The organism is Paenibacillus sp. Marseille-Q4541, from assembly GCF_018310695.1.
Taxonomy (GTDB): domain Bacteria; phylum Bacillota; class Bacilli; order Paenibacillales; family Paenibacillaceae; genus Paenibacillus.
The window spans coordinates 58,213-82,086 of sequence record NZ_JAGXCY010000014.1 but is presented as its reverse complement, the minus strand read 5'-3'; the positions used below and the strand labels follow the sequence as shown (position 1 = coordinate 82,086).

Below are 23,874 nucleotides of genomic sequence, written 5' to 3'. Positions count from 1 at the left end.
AAAAGGAGTGTAAATAGGATGGAAAAATTAAACGTAAACCAAATTCTTAATGAAATGACATTAGAAGAAAAAGCAGCGCTCGTGTCAGGTAAAGACTTTTGGAACCTGAAAGGGATTGAGCGACTTGGCGTACCTTCCATTATGGTTACAGATGGACCTCACGGTTTGCGTAAACAGGACGGAAATGCGGATCATCTGGGGCTGAATGCTAGTGTACCCGCAACTGCTTTTCCAACAGCTTCCGGTCTTGCGAGCACTTGGGACCGCGATCTGATTGAGCAAGTCGGTGTGGCTCTTGGTGAAGAAACGCAAGCAGAAGACGTTGGCGTGATCTTGGGTCCTGGGGTAAATATCAAACGTTCTCCGCTTGGAGGACGCAATTTTGAATATTTCTCTGAAGATCCTTACCATGCAAGTGAAATGGCAACTGGCCATGTTAAAGGAGTGCAAAGTCAAGGGGTAGGAACATCTCTCAAGCACTTTGCTGTAAACAACCAGGAGCATCGCCGGATGAGCACAGATGCTATTGTTGATGAACGTACACTGCGTGAAATTTATTTGACGGCTTTTGAAGGGGTCGTGAAGAATGCCCAGCCTTGGACTGTGATGACATCGTATAACCGTGTTAACGGTACGTATGCATCTGAGAATGAATATTTGCTGACAGATATCCTTAAAGGAGAATGGGGCCATGAAGGCGTCGTTGTATCGGACTGGGGCGGCGTAAATGAAGCGGCACATGCAGTAAAAGCCGGAAATGAACTTGAAATGCCTGCTTCACATGGAATCGGTCAGAAGAAAGTGCTTGCTGCCGTAGAAGATGGATCTCTTCCAGTAGAAAAACTCGATCAAGCGGTAGAGCGTATCCTTACTCTCATTGCGAAAGTCGTAGAACATAAAAAAGAAAATGCAACTTACAACAAAGATGAGCATCACGCTTTGGCAAGAAAAGTGGCTGCCGACACGATGGTACTGCTGAAGAATGAAGAAGCTGTCCTTCCTCTGAAAAAAGAAGGGAATTACGCGATTATCGGCGGATTTGCTGAGAAACCACGTTATCAAGGTGGAGGAAGCTCTCATATCAACCCTACTCGCAAGGACAATGCCATAGAAGAAATGCAAAAGATCACGGGTAATGCAGCAACTTTCACCTTTGCTAAAGGCTACAATATTGAAGAAGACCATGTGAATGAGAAACTTCTTCTTGAAGCGCGTTCAGCTGCTGAGCAAGCGGATGTTGCTATCGTCTTTGCAGGACTTCCAGATCGATATGAATCGGAAGGGTATGACCGCTTCCATATGAAGCTTCCAGAGAATCATAATCGCCTGATTGAGGCTGTTGCAGAAGTGCAGCCCAATACAATTGTTATTTTGAGTAACGGATCTCCAGTGGAAATGCCTTGGATTGAATCAGTAAAAGGGGTTATTGAAGGCTACTTGGCAGGGCAGGCGTTTGGTGGTGCAGTGGCCGACATTCTATTCGGCGTAGTGAACCCATCCGGTAAACTGGCTGAGACATTCCCAAAACGTGTAGAAGAGAATCCTTCTTATATTTACTTCCCTGGCGAAGGGGACCGTGTAGAGTACCGTGAAGGGCTATTCGTGGGATATCGTTATTATGATAAAACCGGAATTCAAACTTTGTTCCCATTTGGACACGGACTCAGCTACACCACATTTGAATACAGTAACCTGAAAGTCAGCGCGAAGAACATTAAGGATACAGATACGCTCACAGTCAGCGTTGATGTGAAAAATACAGGAGACCTTGCAGGGAAAGAATCGGTGCAGTTATATGTACGTGATGTAGAAAGTACCGTGATTCGCCCAGTGAAAGAACTGAAAGGTTTTGGCAAAGTGGAGCTTGCTCCAGGTGAAACGAAGACTGTGACCATGACGCTGGGGAAACGTGCTTTCGCTTACTATAACGTAGATATGAAAGACTGGCATGTCGAATCAGGTGAATTCGAAATTCTGATTGGACGTTCTTCTCAGGTCATTGAGCTGAAAGAACCCATTCATGTAGAATCAACGGTTCCCGCACCAAAACCAGTCTTTACTCGCAATACGACGATTGGCGACATTATGGTGCATGAGGATGCAGCAGCTATGATTAAACCACTCGTGGATCAATTGACCGAACAATTTTCCAAAATGAGCGGAGATGACGAAGAGGACTCCACTTCAGATATGATGGAGGCTTCCTTGAAATACTTACCACTTCGAAATATCGTTATTTTCAGCGGCGGAGCGTTTTCCGAAGAGGAACTGAAGGCTGTTCTTGCGAAAATGAATGACCTAAAATAAGAAATTAATTCGTAAAAAGTGTAAATGCACAAAAACCCAAAGGGGCTCTCCGTACGCGGGAGCTTCTTTGGGTTTTCTTTTCAGGGGGCCAGTTATTGCCGCAGTTTATGATTACTGTGCTTCTTTAATCGCTTCCGCCAGAATCTTACGGAAAGCAACTTCTTCATGATCTTCAAAACCTTTGAAAATAACGTCTTTGATATCTTCATGATTAAAAAATGCATTGGAATCTTCAGTTAGATTGCCGTGTGGATAGTAGCAAGCTACATAGTCCCATGTATTTTGAGATTCCGTATCATTTTGCAAACGACCGTAAATCATGAGCTTCTGTTTCCATTCTTTGATGCGCACGACAGAGCCAATTGGCAGTAAGTCTTGTTCGTAATTAATCGACATTGGTTATTGTCCTCCTCATTCAAACACTGTTTTTATTTAAACACAGGTTTGCAGTGTATGCAAAATGGGAGCATAGTGAAAAGGAGTTTTTTTATGAAAATTACGGAAAATCCGCAAAATGAGGGGACCCTCGTCCGATTAAAAGTGGTACAATACATAAAATAGAAATAAGTGCAGCCATCATAAAGCTGACCAAACCAAGCGGAGTGTGGGAGAAAATGAAACCAGTAGAGACACCTAATAATGGAACTGTCCCTGTAGTGGGAATGGAAGATATCGTTAGAGCACATCATGTGCTGAGAGAGGTTATCGTAAGAACGCCGCTCCAGCGTGATGCCGTGTTATCCACAAAGTACAATTGTGAAGTCTATCTGAAAAGAGAAGACCTGCAAGTCGTTCGTTCATTTAAAATTCGTGGTGCATATAACATGATTCGAAATCTGTCTTCCGAGGAACGCGCACGCGGTATTGTTTGTGCAAGCGCAGGAAATCATGCACAGGGTGTCGCTTTTTCATGTAATGCCCTTGGAATTCAAGGCAAAATATTCATGCCCAGCACAACTCCAAACCAGAAGGTAAAACAAGTGAAACGGTTTGGCGGAAGTAACATTGAAGTGATCTTGACCGGTGATACCTATGATGATTCTTATGAAGCGGCTATGCGAGTACGAGATGAGCAGGAGCTTACGTTCATTCACCCTTTTGATCAGCCGAAGATCATTGCAGGGAATGGGACCATCGGGATGGAACTGATGGAAGACCTCCACGGACCTGCCGATTATGTATTCGTAACGATTGGCGGCGGTGGTCTCGCAGCCGGAGTCGGAACCTATGTGAAAACAGTGCATCCGGAGACACAGGTAATTGGTGTCGAACCTCTTGGTGCAGCTTCCATGACAGAAGCGATGGATCAGAAGCAAGTCGTTACGCTTCAGCACATCGACAAGTTTGTAGATGGGGCAGCTGTCAAAAGGGTTGGAGATCTTACCTACGAAATTTGCACCCAAACACTAGATGATATTGTGAAGGTTCCAGAAGGCAAGGCTTGTACTACTATTCTGGAGCTGTATAACGAAAATGCGATCGTCGTTGAACCAGCAGGTTCTCTTGCGGTGGCTGCACTGGAACAGTATAAAGACAAGATTCAAGGCAAAAAAGTTGTGTGTATCATCAGCGGCGGTAATAACGACATTGACCGTATGCAAGAGATCAAGGAGCGTTCTTTGATCTATGAAGGACTTAAGCATTACTTCATGATTAATTTTCCGCAGCGTGCGGGCGCACTTCGTGAATTTCTCTCTGATGTACTCGGTCCTGACGATGATATTGCAAGATTCGAGTATACGAAGAAAAATGATAAAGAAAATGGCCCTGCCCTTGTAGGCATTGAGCTGCTGAACAAAGAAGATTATGAGCCGCTGGTTGAGCGGATGAAGGCGAAGAACATTCAATATACCGAGCTAAATAAAGACCAGAATTTATTTAATTTACTAATCTAAAAAGAATGAAGTACGATTTAGAAAACCCCCGCAATTCGCCAAAGATATTGTGGGGGTTTTTTGTGTGTTTTTATTCACGTAACGTGTAGCAGCTTTATAACTGTTTATCCCACTCTATAAACTCTATCCGATTACCAAAGGGATCATGGATATAAAACCGAATGACTCCCTCATCATCACGAGCATCATCTGGGATAACGGAGATACTTTGATCTAGTAATGAGCTGCGCAGGGCTTCTATATGTTTTACATGAAAAGCGGGATGGGCTTTCGTAGCTGGAGTAAAATCGGATTGCACGCCGATATGTACTTGATGACTTCCACACTGAAACCATACGCCCCCTCTTTTTTGCAATGCTTCCGGTTTGGGGACTTCGATAAATCCAAGAACTGCGCTGTAAAAATGACGTGCCTCTGTTTCGCATCCGGGAGGGGCGGCTAACTGAACGTGATCAATCCCAACATAATGATAGGTCATTGATTTCACTCCTTCGCATGTTCCGTATGATGAAACTATGTATCATTAAATGAAATTATTATCATTATATCAATAAAATGTAAAATCGTAAATTGTTCGCTTTCGTTATTGTTCGGTTTTTGGGCGATAAACTCGTATGCACGTAGGAGCTGTTTGGGCATTTGCGATCCCTGTACCAGTCAGAAGTAGAGCTACACTGCTCAGAACGGCAATGCCGGTTGTTACAGGCCTATTTCTCAGGTAAGTAACTCGATTGAGCATCCTTGAAAGTGACTGCATATGCATGTATTAACCGTTTGTCACACGTTCGATAGGGAATAGAACCAAGATAGAATAAAAATATATTTTTGGTTTCCTCTTTTTATATGGAACTTTATTCCATTACTTTGCGTTATAAGTTTGCTATACCCAAATTAAGTTTATAACCCAAATATTGGAGGAGTTTATATGAAAAAATGGATTTCTACGGCTGTAATCGCTACCTTAATTGCAGCAAGTATACCCCCTGTTGTATCTCATGCCGCGGCGACCATACAAATTTACATCGATAATGAAAGACTGTCAGCCCCACAACCCCCTGTCATGCAAGGTGCTCGGGTGCTTATTCCGCTGAGATCTATTTTTGAAGGTCTGGACGCAAAGGTAGTATGGAACAATCAAACGAAGACGGTGACCGCAACGAAAGGAGATCAGATGGTATCCCTGAAGTTGGGATCTAAGGCAGCGAACATAAATGGAAGCACGGTGTACTTGGATGTTCCTGCATCGGTAATCAAGGGGAATACGATGGTACCGATTCGTTTCGTGACAGAAGCTTTGGGAGAAGAAGTATATTGGAATTCTCAGTCCAAACGTGTGGATATCGTTACGAAAAGCGATGATCTGTCTTCGTCTACGGTGACGACTAAAGTAGGCACTCAATATGGAGACGGCCGGGATATTAAAGTTGAATTTACCCCTTCTCAGAATGAGGGGGGAGTATACGAATACCGTGTCATGCTAGTCAAGGATACAAACGCAGGTAACTTTACGCTTAATGCGGCGATGAATACGACTTCTGCCAACTACACACAAGTAAGCAAAAGAAATGGCACAGCAAGTGTAACCCTTGGTGAGAATACACGTGATGTAAGCGGAGAGAAGATAAGAACTGGCGTAACTTATAAAGTTTATGTGTTAACTGTTGGCAATGATGCATCGGACTATGCTTCTGTTCTTTCCTCAGCGAGAGATTCCATTACGCTAACAGCAAAACCGGCGGTTCAGGCAGCAACTGAGCTGCGTACTCGAGATATTGCCAATAACGGAGACGGCCGGGATATTGAGATCAGCTTTAAGCAGCCGGGGACTACATCTGATATTAGTAGCTACCGTGCTTTTATCGTCAAAACTAAAGATGCGGCTTCCTTCGATCTGAATGCAGCGAACCGTGCTTCTAGCAGTTATTCAACCGTCATTAGTAAGTCAGGTAGTTCGGTTGTTACCACCACACTGACATCTTCGTCAAGAGATGTCTCAGGTGACCTGATTCGAAATGGAACAGCCTATACGCTCTTTATTCTCTCGACGAGTACGAATACCAATGACAAGCAGAATAAACTGTCTTCTGGATCTTCAAGCTTCACTTTGGATGGCAGCACACTAACAGCGCCTTCCATTACATCGGTAACTGACCGAAGTGACTATGGAGATGCCCGTGATCTACAGATCTCATTCAATAAGACAGGGGATGAGTCAAAAGTAGGCTTTTATCGAATTTTCGTTGTTCGTAACAATAATAGCTCTGCATTCACCATGAACGACGCGAATAGGGTATCGAACGGAAGTTATTATGACGTCTCCAAGAATGGAAAAAATCAGACGATTACTTTGCCACAGAATCTAAAAGATACAAGTGGTTACACCGTTCGTGAAGGGGAAAGCTATCGTATTTTTGTAGCATCTATGGGCAACCAACAGGGGGGATATGGAAACCTATTATCCGCCCCGTCGGCTCTTATTAACCTTAATAATAACTCCGTTACGAAGCCGGTGAGCAGTGTAGCAGTAAATGATATTCAAGATTACGGAGATGGCCGTGATCTACAGGTTACGTTCAATAAATCGTCTGAAGAATCACGTGTTGATCATTACCGCGTATATGTCGTGAAGTCTGGTAACGCAGGAAGCTTCGATCTATCCAGAGCAAATGGCTTAGGCAGTGATCGATATACAAGAGTAAATAAAACGGGTGGAAACCTGTCGGTTACACTTGCATCCGGTGCACGAGATACAGACGGAGCAGCGATCCGCAGCGGGGTGAGTTACCGGGTATTCGTACTTGCCGTGAGTAACGGTGGCGATAGCAAACTAAACGCTTTATCTTCTGCCTCATCTACGATCCAGCTGTCAGCAAGCAGTGTAAGACCCGTTTCTTCTGTATCTGCGAGTATTAAAGGAAATGTCGGGGATGGACGGGACGTAACAATTTCTTTCCAAAAGGCTTCCGATGAAACAGGAATTGCCCGTTATCTAATTATGCTTGTGCGTGCAGACGAAGCCAGCCGCTTTGATCTTTCTGCAGCGAACCGTGTTGCTTCGAACAATTACACGGCAGTAGGCAAGAAGGGCACAGATATTTCACAGGTGCTCACTGAAAATACGAAGGATATTAACGGTAATAAGTTAGCTTCGGGAACTAGTTATAAAGCATTTGTTTTATCGCTTGCAGATGGATCTTCGCGTTCGGTCAATGCCTTATCCGATGCATCAGGCAGTTTTGTACTTAATCAACCGTCTGTCCAGGTAGATCAAGCTTATATTACCAAGGTAGAAAACAAGCCGGACGTTAATCCAGCACTGCAAGTGAATTTTAATAAAGCAGGAGATGAAAAGGGGCTCTCATTCTATGCTGTGATCGCTGTAAAAGCAGCAGCTGCGGATCAGTTTACCTTGGAGCAAGCTAATGCCCTGCCAAGATCACAATATACGGCAGTGAGTAGATCAGGCCGAAATGAATCGGTTACTGTAGATACGTATACCCTTGATTCGGATGGAAGTTCACTGAAACCCGGTGTTGCTTACCGATTCTTTATTCTTTCAGTAGCGGATGGGGAAAAGGCAACGATAAACAACCTGTCACGAGCAAGTGACACGATTGTACTGGAGGATATTTCACCAAAGAAGGAAGAGAAAAAGGAAGATACGAAATAAGGAAATCGTCATTGTAAACGTACGAAAGCCGGAACAATTGTTCCGGCTTTTTTTATTTATAGGTCTGTTTATTTCAAAAGTCAAAATTATGCACATGGATGCGTAAATTTTACTATCGATTATGGCCTTCTTTTCGATATGATGAAGGTGACCAAAATTAGCAATAAGGAGGAGTATAACCATGTATTGGAATAAAGTGATTGAAGATGCAGTCTCTAAAACATTGCATAATATAGACCGTTTCAAAGGTCAATTTCCTCATGTGAGCCGAAATGGTAAGTATGAATTGAATGATAACAACGATTGGACAAACGGTTTTTGGTCAGGAATGCTGTGGCTTTGCTACGAGTATTCAGAAGATGAGCGCTTTAGACAGGCGGCTCATCAAACGGTTGATAGCTTTAGAGAGCGCCTTCAACATCATCATGTCCTGGATCATCATGATATTGGATTTCTATATTCCTTATCCTCCAAAGCCGAGTGGATCTTGGAGAAAGACGAGGAAGCGAAACAGCTTACCCTGCAAGCGGCAGATGTGTTAATGAGGCGGTGGCGTGAGCCAGGCGGATATATACAAGCCTGGGGGACAGCAGACAATGTGAAGGAACAGGGCCGCATCATCATCGATTGTTTGCTTAATCTTCCGCTACTCTATTGGGCAAGTGAACAAACAGGAGATCCGAAATATAAGGAAGCTGCGGTCACTCAGGCAGAAAAATCTAGACGTTATCTGGTTAGAGGCGATGACAGCTCCTATCACACTTTCTTTTTTGAGCCAGAAACGGGCGAGCCGATTGGAGGGGCTACCCATCAAGGCTACACGAATGGTTCTACGTGGACGCGGGGACAAGCTTGGGGAATCTACGGTTTTGCGCTTTCCTATCGATATACGGGGAATCCTGCATTCCTAGAAACATCTAAACGTGTAGCAAGGTATTTCATCGACCATTTGCCTGAAGATCATGTGGCATATTGGGATTTCCATGCGCCGATTACGGAGTCGACCTATCGGGACAGCTCTGCTTCTGCCATTGCGTGCGCAGGTCTGCTTGAACTCTTGTCTCTCATGGATAAAGAGGACCCAGAGAGAGCCTATTTTGAAGAAAACCTACAAGTCTCTATGACTTCGCTCGTAGATCATTATTCGACGATAGGAGAACCAGAGGCAGAAGGGTTGCTGAAGCACGGGTCTTACCATGTACAGGGAGGATTATCTCCTGATGATTATATGATCTGGGGGGATTACTTCTATCTGGAGGCACTTCTTCGTATGGAGAGAGGTACTACAGGATATTGGTATGAACGTAATTAGAGTAAAAGAGATACCCGAGAATCGATAGAGAGATTAGATACAGATCGGCACCAGAAGCACCATTTCAGGTCCTTTAATTGATGTGAGGCATTTCCCTTGATGGCATGGAGCAGCAGAACAGAGGAGGAACCGTGGTGTTCAGATTAACTTATTACCGCAGAATACAGCTATCCTTTCTATTATTCATTATCGTGCCCATTATCGCCGTATCGGTGATCTCTTTTGTACTCATTAAGCAGACAATGGTTGAGAAGCTTCAGCTAACGAATAACAACTTTCTGAATGTTATGGTGAATGAGCTTGGAAAAACGATCGATGATGTTGCTTTTGCCAGCCATTTTATTGTGAATGATTCCAATTTCCGTACTTATCTAAGAAACTTTGCGAATACCAGTCGTTTGAACAATTACGATGACTACACCCAGTTCAGCAATATTAAAGGGGTGTTTTCACTCATTAACTCCAAGCCACTGAACAACAACATTCGGATGTATCTTGTAAATCGGGAACAGTTCGTTATTTCCTCAGACGAGAATGATCCGAATCTGATCAGAGGTGATCTGGATTACCTCTTTGATCAGATTCGGTATAACGAGCCGGAAACGCTTCAGTGGCTTGGGATGGTTAGAAATGGCCAAGGAAAAGGAACCTACTATATTTCAAGAATCATTCAAGACAGTAAGGAAGATGAATATTTATCTGTTCTGTTTATTGGTATCTCTGAGGCTTATTTTGAAGAGCTATTTGCTCCTATAGAGTTTGGCAAAGTAGCCTTGTTTGATGCAAAAGGGAACCGGATTGCTGGAAGTACAGAACTCAATCCTACGATGTTAAGCACGGATGAGAAAAATCTGCGTACTGAGGTTGCTTTGGACAGAACAGACTGGAACCTCGTGTATGAAGCAAGCAAACAAGCGTTTACCGGAAAAATCTCAGCTACATTTTACATTGGCATTGCCTGCGTCCTTCTGTTCATGATTATCTTCTCAATTTCTTCCATGTACATTGCCAAAAGATTACACAGCCCAGTGCAGAAGCTAAAGCGTGTCGTTCGGCAGTTTGGACATGGAAATCTTAGCGTAAGACTTGAGATCAAAGGCAAAGATGATATGGCAGAACTCAGTCATACCTTAAACACAATGCTGGACCAGCTTGAGCATCTAGTCCATGACATTAAGCAGGAACAAGAAGAGAAGCGAGTAATGGAAATGGATGCACTCGTGATGCAAATTCGGCCCCATTTTCTTATGAATACACTAAACTCGATTAAATGCAGTCTGATTTTGCAGAAAGATCATTTTCACAGCGGGGTAGTCGATTCATTAATGAGTTTGCTTCGTGCCTATCTAAAGGTTGGGGAGCCAACGACGATTCAAGAGGAATGTGATTTGCTAGAGCATTATATCGAAATTATGCAAGTGAGAAACGATATCCCCATTGAACTCGACATAGAACTGGATGATGATGTGCGAAGTGTGATCATTCCAAAATTGCTTATGCAGCCGCTGATTGAGAATGCAGTTGTACATGGACTGCTGGATCAGCCTGATGCATGTATTCATATTCAGGCGAGACGCGAGCACAATTTGATCGTGATTGAGATTGAAGATAACGGATGTGGTATGGAGGATCTGGAGCGAGAGAGGCTGAACACTAGACTCCAAGCGAGCAGGGATCACAGCTCTTATGAGCGAGTGGGTCTCGTGAATGTATCTCAGAGACTGCGTTTATATTACGGCCCGAATGCCATCATGTCCTTGCAATCGAATCTCTATGGTGGAATAACGACGGTAATTCAGATTCCTGTACAGGATGGAGTGACTTCTAAAACGGAGGGTACGCTTTATGCATAAAGTGATGCTAATTGATGATGACGTCCCTATGCTCAAAGTACTTCAACAAATGATTGATTGGGAGACTTTAAAGTTACAAATTGCCGGCGCCACCTATTCCAGTGCTAAGGCATTACATATGTTTCAAGAGATTTGGCCGGATATCGTGATTACGGATATTGGCCTGCCTCAGAAAAACGGTATTGATCTAGCCGCGTCCTTTATGAGTCTTAAACCAGATACGAGGATCATTTTTCTGACCTGTCATGAAGATTTTGGATATGCTCAAGCAGCGATTAAACTAAGTGCAGATGATTATTTGCTAAAAGATCAGCTGTCCCAAGAACAGCTGGAGCGAAGCCTGAAGAAAGCGATTCGTGAACTTCATACCAAGGGCACTGCTATGACTGCGGAAAGGGCCAAGTCGAATGAACTATTGTTCAGACAAGATTTGATCGCCCGTGTCATAGAAGGAGTCAAACTCGATTCCACAGTGGAATATGCCGCAGAGCTTGGTATTACATGGCGACATCCTTATTTCATGATGGCTGTGGTAGATATTCGCTACGCTGCTTACGAGCAGATCTATACCTACAGCGATCTGCCTCTTATATCTTATGCAATCTATAACATAGCCTTGGAACTGACAACGGCATACGAAGGCATTACACCGTTTGTGCAGAAGAACAATCTGGTCATTCTGTACAATTACAGACTGAATCTAGCGAACCATACCTATCTATATTTTCAGCAGTATATGGATGAGCTTCGTTCAAGATGTGAACATTTCCTCAGAATTCAATTAAGTACGGTGACCATAAATGATAGAATCGGATTAGAATCTATTGGGATCTGTCATCGTCAATATGTGAAGCAGAAGAGTGGCTTTTATAAGAATAAGAGTGGAAATCTAGTGATTAGCGATTTGTCCCTGGATGCGGAAGAAGTATTCTATCCTGCATCACAAGGGATGTTTGATACTTGGAAATCGGAACTGGAACTAGCCATACTTAAAAATGATGCTGAAGCGATCCACCAGATCGTATCTTCTATGAAAAGTATCGCACAAGACAAACGGATTGAACCAAGAGATCTGGTTCATGAGATGACCGTTGTGCTGCGCGGTGTAGACTTGATGTTCTCCAGAAAAAAGCAAGACGAGTCGATGTACAGCTATCTTGCTTCCGCTCAAAGTTGTCACGACGTCATGGAGCTGTCTCAAACACTGCTCTTGTATACTATGAGGAATCGGCAGCAAAGTACCGGGCTAAAGACACAAGAGCCGAAGCTTCAGGTCATTCAGGAGTTTATCGACAACCATCTATCTGAGAATATAACCTCTATCGATATGGCTAGGTATCTGTATTTGAATTCAAGCTATTTCTCAAGGTACTTTAAACGATTAACCGGAGTGAATTTTACAGATTATGTTCATGAATACAAAATGAAAATCGCTGCCAAAATGATGAAGACCTCAGGTCAGACACTGGAATCGCTGGCGATTGGGCTCGGATATTCAGATCGCACTTATTTTTCTAAAGTATTCAAGAAATACGTTGGGATGACGCCAAGTGAATATAAGAGAAAACATTATGTAAGTTAACCTCATACCATCATAAGGGTTGGTTCTCACCTGTACTGAGAGAGTGTCATTTCTCAGTGTCGGTGAGCTTTTTTGTGTATATAAAAAAGTCAAAATATTACTTATACGAGGTCAGAATCCATCCGGCTCAAAGGGCAGGATCAAAGTAAGATAAGGATATGTAATCAACTCCGTGATTTGCGTGAGGGGAACCTTAACCAAGGTTACTCGGCAAATCTCCTATTTCATTCAAAGGTTGAGGTGATCCAACTTGCAGACTGTGAGACCAAACTTGTCCGTGAAAAAGACAAAAATTGCCCGAAAATTCTGGACTCCTAAACGCAGGGAAGCTTTGGTAGGCTGGTTATTTCTTGCTCCAGAACTAATAGGAATGCTGTTACTAAATGTATTTGCACTCGGATTTTCTCTATATCTTAGTTTCACTTCGTGGAATCTGTTATCGGGGATATCTGGCATTGAGTTTATTGGTATCGGAAATTATATCAAAATGTTCCAAGACCCTGCGATCATTCAGGCTTTGAAGAACAATCTGATCTATACAATCATCACCGTCCCGGTTCCGATTGCCATTGCTTTAATACTGTCCGTCCTTATCCACAACTCCGTATTTTTCAAAGACTATTTCAAAGTTGTATTTTTCATTCCTTATATCTCCTCCATTATTGCGATCGCTGCCGTGTGGAGTGCATTATTCCACCCTTCCCTTGGACCCATCAACCAATTTTTAATGGACCTTGGATTCAGCAATCCTCCCAAATGGCTTGTTGATCCGAAAACCTCACTGCTGTCGATTGCCATTATCACGGCTTGGGCAGGACTCGGGTATACGATCATTATTTATATGGCTGGACTTACCAGCATATCGAATGAACTCTATGAAGCAGCTGAGATTGATGGTGCAAATGGGCTGACTAAGTTTTTTAAAATTACTGTACCATTGCTTCGTTCCACTACCTTTTTCTTGCTCATTACGATGCTCATTGGTTCCTTTAAAGTGTTCGATATCATCTCCTATCTGACAGAAGGGGGACCGAACAACTCATCAACCGTTATCGTGTTCCGCATTTATGAAGAAGGGTTTGTAAACTACAACATGGGATATGCTTCGGCTATCTCCTGGCTTCTGTTTATCATTATCGGCGTGATTACGGCTGCCACTTGGAAGATGAGAAATGAGGAGCCCCTCTAAGGAAGGAGAAGAAGATCAATGCTAACGATCCGCAAAAACCTGACAAAAATAATAATGACCACGCTTATGGGTGCGTTATCGATACTCTTTCTAATTCCGTTTATATGGATGATTTCATCTGCTTTGAAGTACGAGCGGGATGTAATGCGTTTCCCTATTCAATGGATTCCAGAGTCATTTAATGGATTAAACAATTTTAAAGCGGTATGGATGGGAAATGTACCGTTTCTCCAGATCTATTTTAACTCGGTGAAGATAGCGGTCATTGTTACTTTGATTACTTTAATTATATCGACCATGGCGGCGTACTCGTTTACGAAGCTGAAATTTAAGGGAAGGAACATCGTGTTTATTCTCTTGCTGTCCTTTATGATTATTCCGGATCAAGCGACCTTGATTCCGCGGTTTATGCTAATTCGGTGGATGGGTTTATACGATACGCATTTTGCGCTGATTTTTATGAGCATGTTCTCGATTTATTTCACATTCTTACTACGTCAATTCATGATGGGAATTAGTGATGAGTATTTGGAAGCAGCGAGAATGGATGGTGCAGGTCATTTGCGAACCTTTTTCTCGATTATGGTGCCGCTATGCCGTCCCGTCATTGCTACGGTAGCAATTATCAAGTTCATCTGGTCATGGAATGATTATCAAAATCCGCTCATTTTTCTGCAATCCAAAGAGCTCTACACGATTCCGCTGGGGATGACGCTGTTCCGTGATGACTATACAACCAATGATGCGATCATGATGATGGCTTCTCTATCTGCCATTATTCCACTGCTGATTGTCTTTGTCGTGCTACAGAAGCAGGTTATAAACGGGATCGCGCTTGGCGGAGTAAAGGGATAATCTGCAGTTAGCAAACGGAAAAAGATGAGTCAACTACGGAATTTATAAAAGGTGTAAAAAGTGTACCTGACACCTCAAAATATTGCACTCTCCATTTAGCGAATTTTTTTATAATCAGTTTGTAGATAGACAACAGATCTTCTTAAATTGAGGGGGCCCCAAGAATGAGAAAAAAATGGAAGATGAACTTGGCTGCATCGATGTGTTTGACGCTTGCGATGGTTACGGCACTCAGTGGTTGCGGTGGAACTGACTCAGGTAAAGAAGGCGCAAGCGGTGATAAAAATTCCGGAGAAGTCACAATCAAGTACTACAACTGGGATAATGCTGATCAGGAAGGAGCTACGGATGCCATGCTTCGAGAGTTTGAGGAGAAGAATCCTGGCATCAAAGTAGAGCATGTCGTACTCGTACCTGGTAATTCAGTTGAAATGATGAAGAAGCTCGATTTTCTAATCTCATCCGGGGAAGCTGTTGACGTTGTGAATCTCCCGAGTGCGGGAGGGATTGTAGAAAGAGCAGCAAGAGGGGCACTCGCACCACTGAATGAATTCTATGAAGCAGAAGGCATCGTGCCTGAAGATGAATACTATGTAAATCCCAAAGTGGATGACAAATATTACGGAATGCAGATGACAGCAGGGTACCAGTTCATCTTACTAAACAAAGATGCACTGGACGAAGCAGGTTTACCGGTCCCAACCTATGGATGGACGTGGGATGATTACCGCGATTATGCGAAGAAGTTGACCAAAGGGGAAGGCGTCGACAAGCAGTACGGAACGTATTTTCATACTTGGGAGCTGTATATGAACGGTCCTGCGCAAACCGTTATGAAAGATCCATACCGATATAGTGATGGAACAACAATTTTAACAGACCCCACTTATAAATATTTCTTCCAGCTGCGTAAAGACATGGAGACACAGGATCAATCGGCTAAACCATACGCGGATGTACTCGCTGCAAAACTGAACTATCGCAGTGAATTTTTTAGCGGCGATGCAGCTATGATCATGTCAGGAAGTTTTATGATTCCAGATCCGGGTAAAACGGATGAATATCCGCATGAATTCACGACAGCATTTGCTCCGATTCCGTTACCTCCTGCAAGTGCGTTGCCTAAAGAATATGAGGACGGTAAATACTTTGTCGGCGGAAATCAACTGTTCATGGGCTCCACATCGAAGCATAAAGAAGAGTCCTATAAACTCATGAGATTTATGACGACAGCAGATTCCGATGCAAGGATGGAATTCTCCGGATGGAAGAAATCAGATAAAGATAAAGTTCTTGAACGTATGATTGGCAAAAACACAGAGCTGTACGATGTAGATTCCCTTAAAAATACGTTGTTTGGCCCAGACATCAAATACCTCGATGCTTCCGACGTCGTCACTGTCAGTGGTTCAGATCTGACAAAGATTATCGATGACGGGTTCAGTAAATTCATGCTAAGCAATGAACCTATCGAAGATGTACAGAAATGGATGGCAGATGAAGCTGCCAAAGTTATTGATGAAAAGGAAACAAAGTAAAATAAGTGGCTTTGAAGCGGACATCATGGCTGCTTCAAAGCTTTTTTTCTTGGATTTATATGGAAGTTATATTACGATAGTTAAGATGAACTTGTGTCTGATGAGAGAGGGAGGAAGGACAAGATGAGCATTCTTACCATTAGCAAAGGGCAATATGAACTGGATGGAAAGCCTTTTCGTATCCTGTCAGGAGCAATCCATTATTTTCGTGTTGTTCCCGCGTACTGGCAGGACAGGCTGCAAAAATTAAAGGCATGTGGCTTTAATACAGTAGAAACCTATATTCCATGGAACTTTCACGAGGCAGAGGAAGGCCGGTTTGACTTTGAAGGAATGGCTAATATCGAACGTTTTATTCAGTTAGCTGGTGAAATAGGACTACACGTTATTGTTCGGCCGTCCCCTTATATTTGTGCTGAGTGGGAATTTGGCGGACTTCCCGCATGGCTTCTGGAGAGTGAAATGCAGCTACGCTGCATGGATAAGCAGTACCTAGCTAAGGTAGATCGATATTATGATGAACTCATTCCAAGACTCGCTCCTCTCCTCTCGACAAACGGAGGACCGATCATTGCGGTCCAAGTAGAGAATGAATATGGAAGTTATGGCAATGATACCGCGTATCTTACATATTTACGAGAAGGTCTTATTTCAAGGGGAATGAACGTACTGCTGTTTACTTCCGATGGCCCTACCGATGAAATGCTGATCGGCGGAACCTTAACGGACGTGCATGCAACTGTGAATTTTGGTTCGCGTGTATCGGATTCCTTTGCAAAGTTTCGAGAACACAGGCAAGACGATCCGCTCATGGTCATGGAATATTGGAACGGATGGTTTGATCACTGGATGAAACCCCATCATGTAAGGGATGCATCCGATGTTGCAACGGTACTGGATGAGATCCTTTCCGCTGGAGCTTCCGTTAATATGTACATGTTCCATGGAGGAACAAACTTCGGCTTTTATAATGGCGCCAACTACGGTGAAACCTATGAACCTACCATTACCAGTTATGACTACGATGCACCTTTGACGGAATGGGGGGACGTGACGGAGAAATACGAGGCGGTGCGTCAGGTTTTTGAGAAACATGGAATTGAGCCAGGATGTGAGCTGCCAGCACCTACTCCGAAAATAGCCTACGGCAAAGTCAGCTTACAAGAGTGCAGTCCATTGTTCAGCCAGTTAGATCAGCTCTCGGTACCGGTTCAGCAGACCTCAGTACAGCCTATGGAAAAGCTGGGTCAGTCTTATGGCTTTATTATGTATTCTACAGAACTTAAAGGTCCAAGACATGGACAAAAGCTATACTTACAAGAAGTTCGTGACCGTGCTCAGGTATATCTGAACGGGGAACTACTCGGAACGATAGAGCGTTGGAACCCGCAGCCGCTTCCGATTCATGTACCTAAGGAAGGTGGTAGGCTCGATATTCTGGTAGAGAATATGGGGCGCGTGAATTATGGACCGATGCTGAGGGATGCGAAAGGAATTACAGAAGGCGTTCGAATCGATAATCAGTTCCAGTACGATTGGACAATAAGAACATTGCCCCTTACGCCACAGTCGGTAGCGAGCTTACAATACGGAGAACTCATGAACATAGGCCAACCGGCATTTCATCGTGGTTATTTGGATATAGAGGACATTGGAGATACCTTTCTTCGTCTAGATGGATGGAAGAAGGGGGTAGTATGGATCAATGGCTTTAATCTAGGAAGATATTATGAAGCAGGACCGCAGCGTGCCTTATATATCCCCGGACCTCTGCTGCGCCAAGGTGTGAATGAAATTGTGGTGTTTGAGCTGGAACAATGTCCTGAGGATGCAACGGTCACGCTTACGGATGTGCCTGATCTGGGGAACACAGCTGTAATGGATGAGAGTGTACTTAACTTTGTTCAGGAACAAGAAGATCAATTGGTGTAACCGATCCCAAAATAACAAAGGACAGCCCTAGTATAGGTCACTGCTTGTGACAAAGGGCTGTCTTTTTTACGTTCATCTTCTATTGGATAATGTAATGAACATTATCCGCTGGAATTCGGAATTTTCACTTTGCCGTGAACCATTTTGCGATATACCGCTGGGGTCAGACCTTCTAACTTCTTAAATGTTTTAATAAAATAGCCTGCATCCGCGTATCCCAGATCCTCGCTGATCTGATGGATAGGAAGGTCCGTTTCTTCGAGCAGCTGTTTCGCCCATTCCATCTTCAGACGGGGGAGAAATACAGAAAAATTCTCTCCGGTCTCCCTAGTGAAGATACGGCTGAAATAGCTTGGGCTTACATGACATAACTTAGCCATCTGCTGGAGGGAAATGTTCTCGTTTTTGTGATGGTAAATGTATTCAAAGGCTGGCGTTAAAAGCGGGTTTAGCGTATGGAAATCATGGGCTGTGAATTTCTTAATCTTGCTATCGATCATCGTGTTCACAAGCTCATGCTGCATCGCTTCCATGTTCTTGAACACTTTTGCCGAAGGAGCATCTACAGGTAGTGTAAGAGGCATATCCTGTGACAGCGCCTTTTTATACATGTCTATCGTTGCGTTCTTCTGAATCGATTCTTCCACAATATAATTGCAGAGCTGAAGCAGCATTTCGGCAGCAACGGATACTTCATCATAAGAGAGCTGTGGTAGTGCATTATATTCTTTTTCTAGTGCGCGAAATTTAGCGCGGGTCTCGGTATTTTCAGGGCGTGTCACAATCTGCTCCAGCGGTACTTCCTGATCCGTCAGCTTGATCTGACCTGCCATAATGGCACCTACATATTGACCGTCGATTAGAATAGGAATGGCGATATCCACAATATTAAAATGACAAGAATAAATATAGGGTTTATTTGTTCGAACCGCTTCAAGCCCACCTCTTGCATCACATTTCTGGCAGTATTCTGACAGCATCTCATCTTTGCGTACCGCCTGACAGAACGATTGGCAGTGACTGTGCTTGGTCACAGGGACTCCTTTGTAGTCAACGGTGATGATCGCCATTTTGGTTACTAGAGAGAGGGAGTCTTGAAGTTTGTGCCATTTATCAATATCGATGATTTGATTCAGATGAAAATGTGTAGGCTTCATAAGGGTTTACTCCTGTAATAAAAATAGAATCTTGATGTTTAGCTTCTGCTGCTAGTATATCTTTTTTTACTAGACAAGTACATAAAAGTACAATTTATGCCTCATGAGGACAAGAAAATACGATAAGAAAACGCTTTAATTAGTTATCTTAGTTCAATGTAAGAATATTGGGTAAAAAATATAATAGACATATAGAATGCTAGGAGGTAATAACGATGAGAAGAGCTTTTATCAGTCCTACGAAATATGTACAAGGTGAAAATGAACTTTTAAATTTGGGATACTTTATTCGGACCTTTGGTGACTCTGCGTTACTGATTGCCCATCCTGATGATATAGCACGTGTAAAAGAACAACTGAATGCAACATCCGAGAAATTTAATGTCACGCTGGTGGAAGGTGGGTTCGGAGGTGAATGTACTCGCGAAGAGATTGCTAGACTTCAAGAGCTTGCGAAAGAAAAGCAATGTTCCTGTACGATCGGCCTAGGCGGAGGGAAGGCAATTGACACTGCCAAGTGTGTTGCCGAAGGAGAAGCGCTGATTATTGTGCCAACAATCGCAGCAACGGATGCGCCAACAAGTCATTCGGCAGTACTTTATACGGCTGATGGGGCTTTTGATGATTACGCTTACTTTAAACAAAGTCCAAGTGTAGTCATGATCGATACAACGATTATTGCAAACGCGCCTACCCGTTTTCTTGTTTCAGGGATGGGAGATGCCCTTTCTACTTACTTTGAAGCCAGAGCAACAGCAAAATCCTACTCGGGTGTGAACGCAGGTCTTCCTTGTGGCGTCCTTGATGGCAGTGCTCAAAAAGCAGTCGGTACAAAAGCAGCGCTTGCCCTTGCCAAGCTTTGTTATGAAACTCTTCTTGAAGATGGAGCAAATGCAAAAGTAGCAAGTGACTGCAACTTGGTGACTCCTGCGCTTGAGAATATTGTAGAGACGAACATTTTGCTATCCGGACTTGGGTTTGAAAGTGCAGGTCTTGCTGCTGCTCACGCCATCCATAACGGACTTACAGCACTGGAAGGCACACATCATTATTTCCACGGTGAAAAAGTAGCTTTCAGTACCATCGCCCAGCTTGTCCTTGAAAATGCACCTCAGGAAGAACTGAACGAAGTTCTTGCTTTCTGTGTCTCCATCGGACTGCCTGTATGCCTCGCGGACATCGGTGTAGAGAAAGTGACGGTTGAAGAACTGAAGGAAGTAGCAAGAAAGGCTTGTATTCCGGAAGAATCGATTCACTCCATGCCGTTCCCAGTAACAGAAGAAGCCGTAGTCGCTTCCATCATGGTTGCTGATCAAATCGGACGAGAATTCAAACAAAAGTTAGGGTGAATATAATGAAAAAAATGATGAATAAACCGGAAACACTTGTTAGGGAAATGGCGAACGGACTTATTTTGGCCCATCCAGAGCTTACCTTTGATTCAAGATACAAGATCATTAAGAAGAAAGAACTTAATAATAACAAAGTTACACTGATTAGTGGCGGAGGAAGCGGTCATGAACCCGCACATGGGGGGTTTGTTGGGAAAGGGATGCTCGATGTAGCAGTCTGCGGAGACGTATTTGCTTCTCCATCCCAGATCCAGGTCTATCAAGCGATTCGTGAGTCACGTAGCGAGAAAGGTACATTGCTTATTATTAAAAACTACAGCGGAGACATTATGAATTTCCGTAACGCTGCCCATTTGGCAGGGGAAGACGGAATCACAGTGGACTACGTGAAAGTAGACGATGATATCGCAGTGGAAGACAGCCTGTACACGGTGGGTAAACGAGGTGTCGCAGGAACCGTATTTGTTCATAAAATTGCAGGTGCTGCTGCTGAACTCGGCAAATCACTTTCTGAAGTGAAAGAAGTGGCACAAAAGGCAGCAAATCGTACGAAAAGCATTGGTTTTGCACTGACTTCTTGTACCGTTCCAGCAAAAGGAAGTCCTACGTTTGAACTGAACGAGGATGAAATGGAGTACGGGGTCGGAATTCACGGTGAGCCTGGAATCAGACGCGAAAAGATCCTCCCTGCTGATGAATTGGCAAAGCGCATGGTAGAAGATCTGCTGAAGCATATGGATCCAAACGGGGAAGAGGAGTTCGCCGTCCTGGTGAACGGTTTTGGTGGTTCTCCGCTTCAGGAGTTGTACCTGCTTAATAATGCAGTGATGCGAGAGCTGACTTCGAGAGGCAAAAAGGTACTGAAAGTTCTTGTCGGCGACTACATGACAAGTATCGATATGGCGGGTGCTTCCCTGTCTTTGATGCAGCTGGATGAAGAGCTGAAGGGACTTTTGGCGGAGGAGTGTGAGACTCCTGCGCTTACGATGAAAGGGAAACTCTCTGAGGTCATCTATACGAATGCAGTGCAAGAGCTTCAGACGGACAACGATAAAAAAGCTTCCCATGTAGTAGAAACTGCTGAGGAGTACGCTTCGATACAGAACGAGCAATTCTCTTTGAATAACCTAATCTATTATATTGATAAAATGAGTGAAATCATTATCAAAAACGAAGGTCCTTTCTGTGATCTCGACTCTCATGCTGGAGACGGAGATTTTGGTACAAGTATCGCAACCGGATTTAAGCAACTCAAAAAAGAATGGGATCATGTACTAGAGAAAAGTTCCAGCATATCCGAATTCCTTGATGCATGTTCTCTGATCATTATGGAGAAATGCGGCGGGGCTTCAGGTCCGATCTGGGGATCCGCATTCCGTGCGGCAAGTAAGAGTGCAGGTGACAAAGAAGTACTCAAGGTGCAGGATATTGCAGATCTGATGTCTGCGGTCGTGAAGGGCATTCAAGATACGGGGGAAAGATCATTTGGACGCGGGGCTGTAGTGGGTGATAAGACGCTAATTGATGCACTTGTACCTATGGCAGACTCCTGGCAGCAGAGCGCTCAGGCAGGAGAAGACATTAAGTCTGCTTCTGAAACAGCAGCAAAAGCTGCGGTAGAAGGGGCTAAGAAAACCGAAGAAATCGTAGCTCGTATGGGTAGAGCCGGTACGGTAGGAGAACGAAGCATAGGTTACCCAGATGCGGGAGCATATGCGATCGGCTTTATTTTCACAGAATTGTCTGAGGCAATGAAGTAAAAGGTTAGGTTTAAAAAAAGAGGCTGTCCAAGTATTCGCGATTGCGATACGCAAGGACAGCCTCTTTTATATTATTCTGACTCTATTTTTTTCGTTTACGAACAAAAATAGGATAGATCAGACAAAGACCAATGAATCCGATCACGAGGAGTGTGACAGAAGAGAACTCAATTACAGGCAGAATACGACCAAGACTATACCCTAGAAATAAGATGACCACGACGACGATGAGATATTTCAACATGGCTCCCAGCTGAAATCCTTTCTTTCTAGCCGGCATTCCTTCATCTTCCGGTCCATTATTGAACGATAGCAATACTTGGATGAGTACAATCGCTCCGACAGCGATGAGTGCTAATGTAAAAATACTAATTCGAGTATAGGGTGTCGGGTCTTGCCCTCCCCATAAGGTGACGAGTCCTATGAATCCCATTAACACAAGGACGATAGATATGGCGCTCCAGGCAATCATCAGGTTGAATGAGATTCCTCTGGTGTCCCTCGATTCTGTAGAAGGTACAGCGGAAGCCTTCTTCTTATGATCCGTTGGCTGATTTGTACCCGTTTGCGGCTTGTACTTTTGTTCTATTTTCTGTATGTATCCTTGAGAATCTCCTTCATAGATGGAGTCTGGTTCAAGTCCTTTATTTTGTGCTTCAACAAGACGTTTAGCAGTGTCTAGCAGTAGTTCTTCCTGCTTCTGATCTGGAATGTGCGTGTCTCTGACGCTAGCAGAGAAAGTTTCATAAAAGGTGGATGTTTCCTTATTCATCTGACCAAGTAAAGTCATCTGACGATTCCTTAGCAGCATGACTTGTTTGTTATTAGGTTTCATTTTATGTTCTCTCCTCTCTGGAGTAAATGCGCTGTCGGTAAATTAGTATACGGGACAATACAGGAATTCGCAAAAAAGCATGTTCTTATTCGTTCATTTTCGAACATTTTGAGTCAGATGCATAGTGAACTTTCTCCTGTTGCACACTAAATTCATACACGGATTGTAAATCAAGAGGGGAGTGTGTAGTTGATGGAAGCACATAATGATGCAACAAGACAATATTTACTGAACAGTCAGTCCCGGGGAGTAAAGGATGAAGTCGTACAAGCGGAGGTCATTCATGAACACGCGGAAAACAAAGCCGAGTTTGCCTGGGCAGAGAAAGTGAGTTCCTCGGAGGAAGCGAAGCGTGCAAGTCAAACCTCCAATTCTGCTTCTCAGGTGAGTGCAGAAATCTCTAATTTGGCACCCGTATATGGAACAAGTGAAGACAGTGAGTTTGGTTCCGAACTATTAGGTGAGCCTTCGTACGATTCTGCGTTCCATCCTGATGAGCTGGAAGGAAAGCAGAAGACGAAGTCATTGTTTCGTCAAAGTTACGAGTGAAGATAACGTAGGCAGAAAGCGATTGACTTTTCTTGGATGAAGATGCTAAACTGATTTCAACTTAATCCACATTATTCTTATCGGATTT

Annotated in this window: 17 protein-coding genes; 13 read left to right on the top strand and 4 right to left on the bottom strand. The window is 43.6% G+C overall.

Annotated elements, in window-relative coordinates:
• Positions 1–18: 18 nt before the first annotated feature.
• Positions 19–2,307: a beta-glucosidase gene (locus KFT32_RS15425; protein ID WP_211748115.1), complete on the top strand. Its 2,289-nt coding sequence runs from the start codon at positions 19–21 to the stop codon at positions 2,305–2,307.
• A gap of 111 nt (positions 2,308–2,418) precedes the next feature.
• Here the strand turns inward: KFT32_RS15425 and KFT32_RS15420 are convergent, their stop codons facing one another.
• Entirely contained in the window at positions 2,419–2,703 is a 285-nt protein-coding gene (locus KFT32_RS15420) for a DUF4176 domain-containing protein (protein WP_211748114.1), read from the bottom strand.
• 218 nt (positions 2,704–2,921) lie between these two features.
• Here KFT32_RS15420 and ilvA point away from each other — a divergent pair, with 218 nt between their 5' ends.
• Positions 2,922–4,202 (top strand): threonine ammonia-lyase IlvA, encoded by a 1,281-nt coding sequence (ilvA, locus tag KFT32_RS15415; protein ID WP_211748113.1) that lies wholly within the window; start codon positions 2,922–2,924, stop codon positions 4,200–4,202.
• A 94-nt stretch (positions 4,203–4,296) separates the two neighbouring features.
• Here the strand turns inward: ilvA and KFT32_RS15410 are convergent, their stop codons facing one another.
• A complete protein-coding gene (locus KFT32_RS15410; protein WP_211748112.1) occupies positions 4,297–4,680 on the bottom strand; it encodes a VOC family protein in 384 nt (127 codons plus the stop codon).
• Between the two features lie 447 nt (positions 4,681–5,127).
• On the opposite strand from KFT32_RS15410, the gene KFT32_RS15405 reads away from it, so the two are divergent.
• The 8 genes from KFT32_RS15405 to KFT32_RS15370 all read left to right on the top strand — a co-directional run bounded on the left by KFT32_RS15405 (position 5,128) and on the right by KFT32_RS15370 (position 18,133).
• A complete protein-coding gene (locus tag KFT32_RS15405) occupies positions 5,128–7,872 on the top strand; it encodes a stalk domain-containing protein (RefSeq protein WP_211748111.1) in 2,745 nt (914 codons plus the stop codon).
• A gap of 181 nt (positions 7,873–8,053) precedes the next feature.
• Entirely contained in the window at positions 8,054–9,184 is a 1,131-nt protein-coding gene (locus KFT32_RS15400; protein ID WP_211748110.1) for a glycoside hydrolase family 88 protein, read from the top strand.
• A gap of 134 nt (positions 9,185–9,318) precedes the next feature.
• Entirely contained in the window at positions 9,319–11,037 is a 1,719-nt protein-coding gene (locus KFT32_RS27600; protein ID WP_211748109.1) for a sensor histidine kinase, read from the top strand.
• Complete coding sequence (locus KFT32_RS15390) at positions 11,030–12,619, top strand: response regulator transcription factor (protein WP_211748108.1); 1,590 nt, start codon at positions 11,030–11,032, stop codon at positions 12,617–12,619. Before KFT32_RS27600 ends, KFT32_RS15390 begins: the two co-directional genes overlap by 8 nt.
• Before the next feature lie 259 nt (positions 12,620–12,878).
• Entirely contained in the window at positions 12,879–13,808 is a 930-nt protein-coding gene (locus KFT32_RS15385) for a carbohydrate ABC transporter permease (RefSeq protein WP_349304914.1), read from the top strand.
• A gap of 18 nt (positions 13,809–13,826) precedes the next feature.
• The gene (locus KFT32_RS15380) at positions 13,827–14,663 is read left to right on the top strand and encodes a carbohydrate ABC transporter permease (RefSeq protein WP_211748107.1); all 837 of its coding nucleotides are present in this window, start codon (positions 13,827–13,829) and stop codon (positions 14,661–14,663) included.
• Between the two features lie 164 nt (positions 14,664–14,827).
• Complete coding sequence (locus KFT32_RS15375; protein WP_211748106.1) at positions 14,828–16,201, top strand: ABC transporter substrate-binding protein; 1,374 nt, start codon at positions 14,828–14,830, stop codon at positions 16,199–16,201.
• 123 nt (positions 16,202–16,324) lie between these two features.
• Positions 16,325–18,133 (top strand): glycoside hydrolase family 35 protein, encoded by a 1,809-nt coding sequence (locus KFT32_RS15370; protein WP_211748105.1) that lies wholly within the window; start codon positions 16,325–16,327, stop codon positions 18,131–18,133.
• A gap of 101 nt (positions 18,134–18,234) precedes the next feature.
• On the opposite strand, the gene KFT32_RS15365 is transcribed toward KFT32_RS15370, so the two are convergent.
• Complete coding sequence (locus tag KFT32_RS15365; RefSeq protein WP_211748104.1) at positions 18,235–19,290, bottom strand: PocR ligand-binding domain-containing protein; 1,056 nt, start codon at positions 19,288–19,290, stop codon at positions 18,235–18,237.
• A gap of 215 nt (positions 19,291–19,505) precedes the next feature.
• Between KFT32_RS15365 and KFT32_RS15360 the strand changes: the two genes are divergently transcribed.
• Positions 19,506–20,639: a glycerol dehydrogenase gene (locus KFT32_RS15360; protein WP_211748103.1), complete on the top strand. Its 1,134-nt coding sequence runs from the start codon at positions 19,506–19,508 to the stop codon at positions 20,637–20,639.
• A 5-nt stretch (positions 20,640–20,644) separates the two neighbouring features.
• Entirely contained in the window at positions 20,645–22,402 is a 1,758-nt protein-coding gene (gene dhaK, locus KFT32_RS15355; RefSeq protein WP_211748102.1) for a dihydroxyacetone kinase subunit DhaK, read from the top strand.
• Between the two features lie 82 nt (positions 22,403–22,484).
• Here dhaK and KFT32_RS15350 read toward each other — a convergent pair whose 3' ends face one another.
• Positions 22,485–23,237 (bottom strand): DUF1129 family protein, encoded by a 753-nt coding sequence (locus tag KFT32_RS15350; RefSeq protein WP_211748101.1) that lies wholly within the window; start codon positions 23,235–23,237, stop codon positions 22,485–22,487.
• A 192-nt stretch (positions 23,238–23,429) separates the two neighbouring features.
• Between KFT32_RS15350 and KFT32_RS15345 the strand changes: the two genes are divergently transcribed.
• Positions 23,430–23,786, top strand: coding sequence for a hypothetical protein (locus KFT32_RS15345; RefSeq protein WP_211748100.1), 357 nt, complete (start codon positions 23,430–23,432; stop codon positions 23,784–23,786).
• The last annotated feature ends 88 nt before the right edge of the window (positions 23,787–23,874 follow it).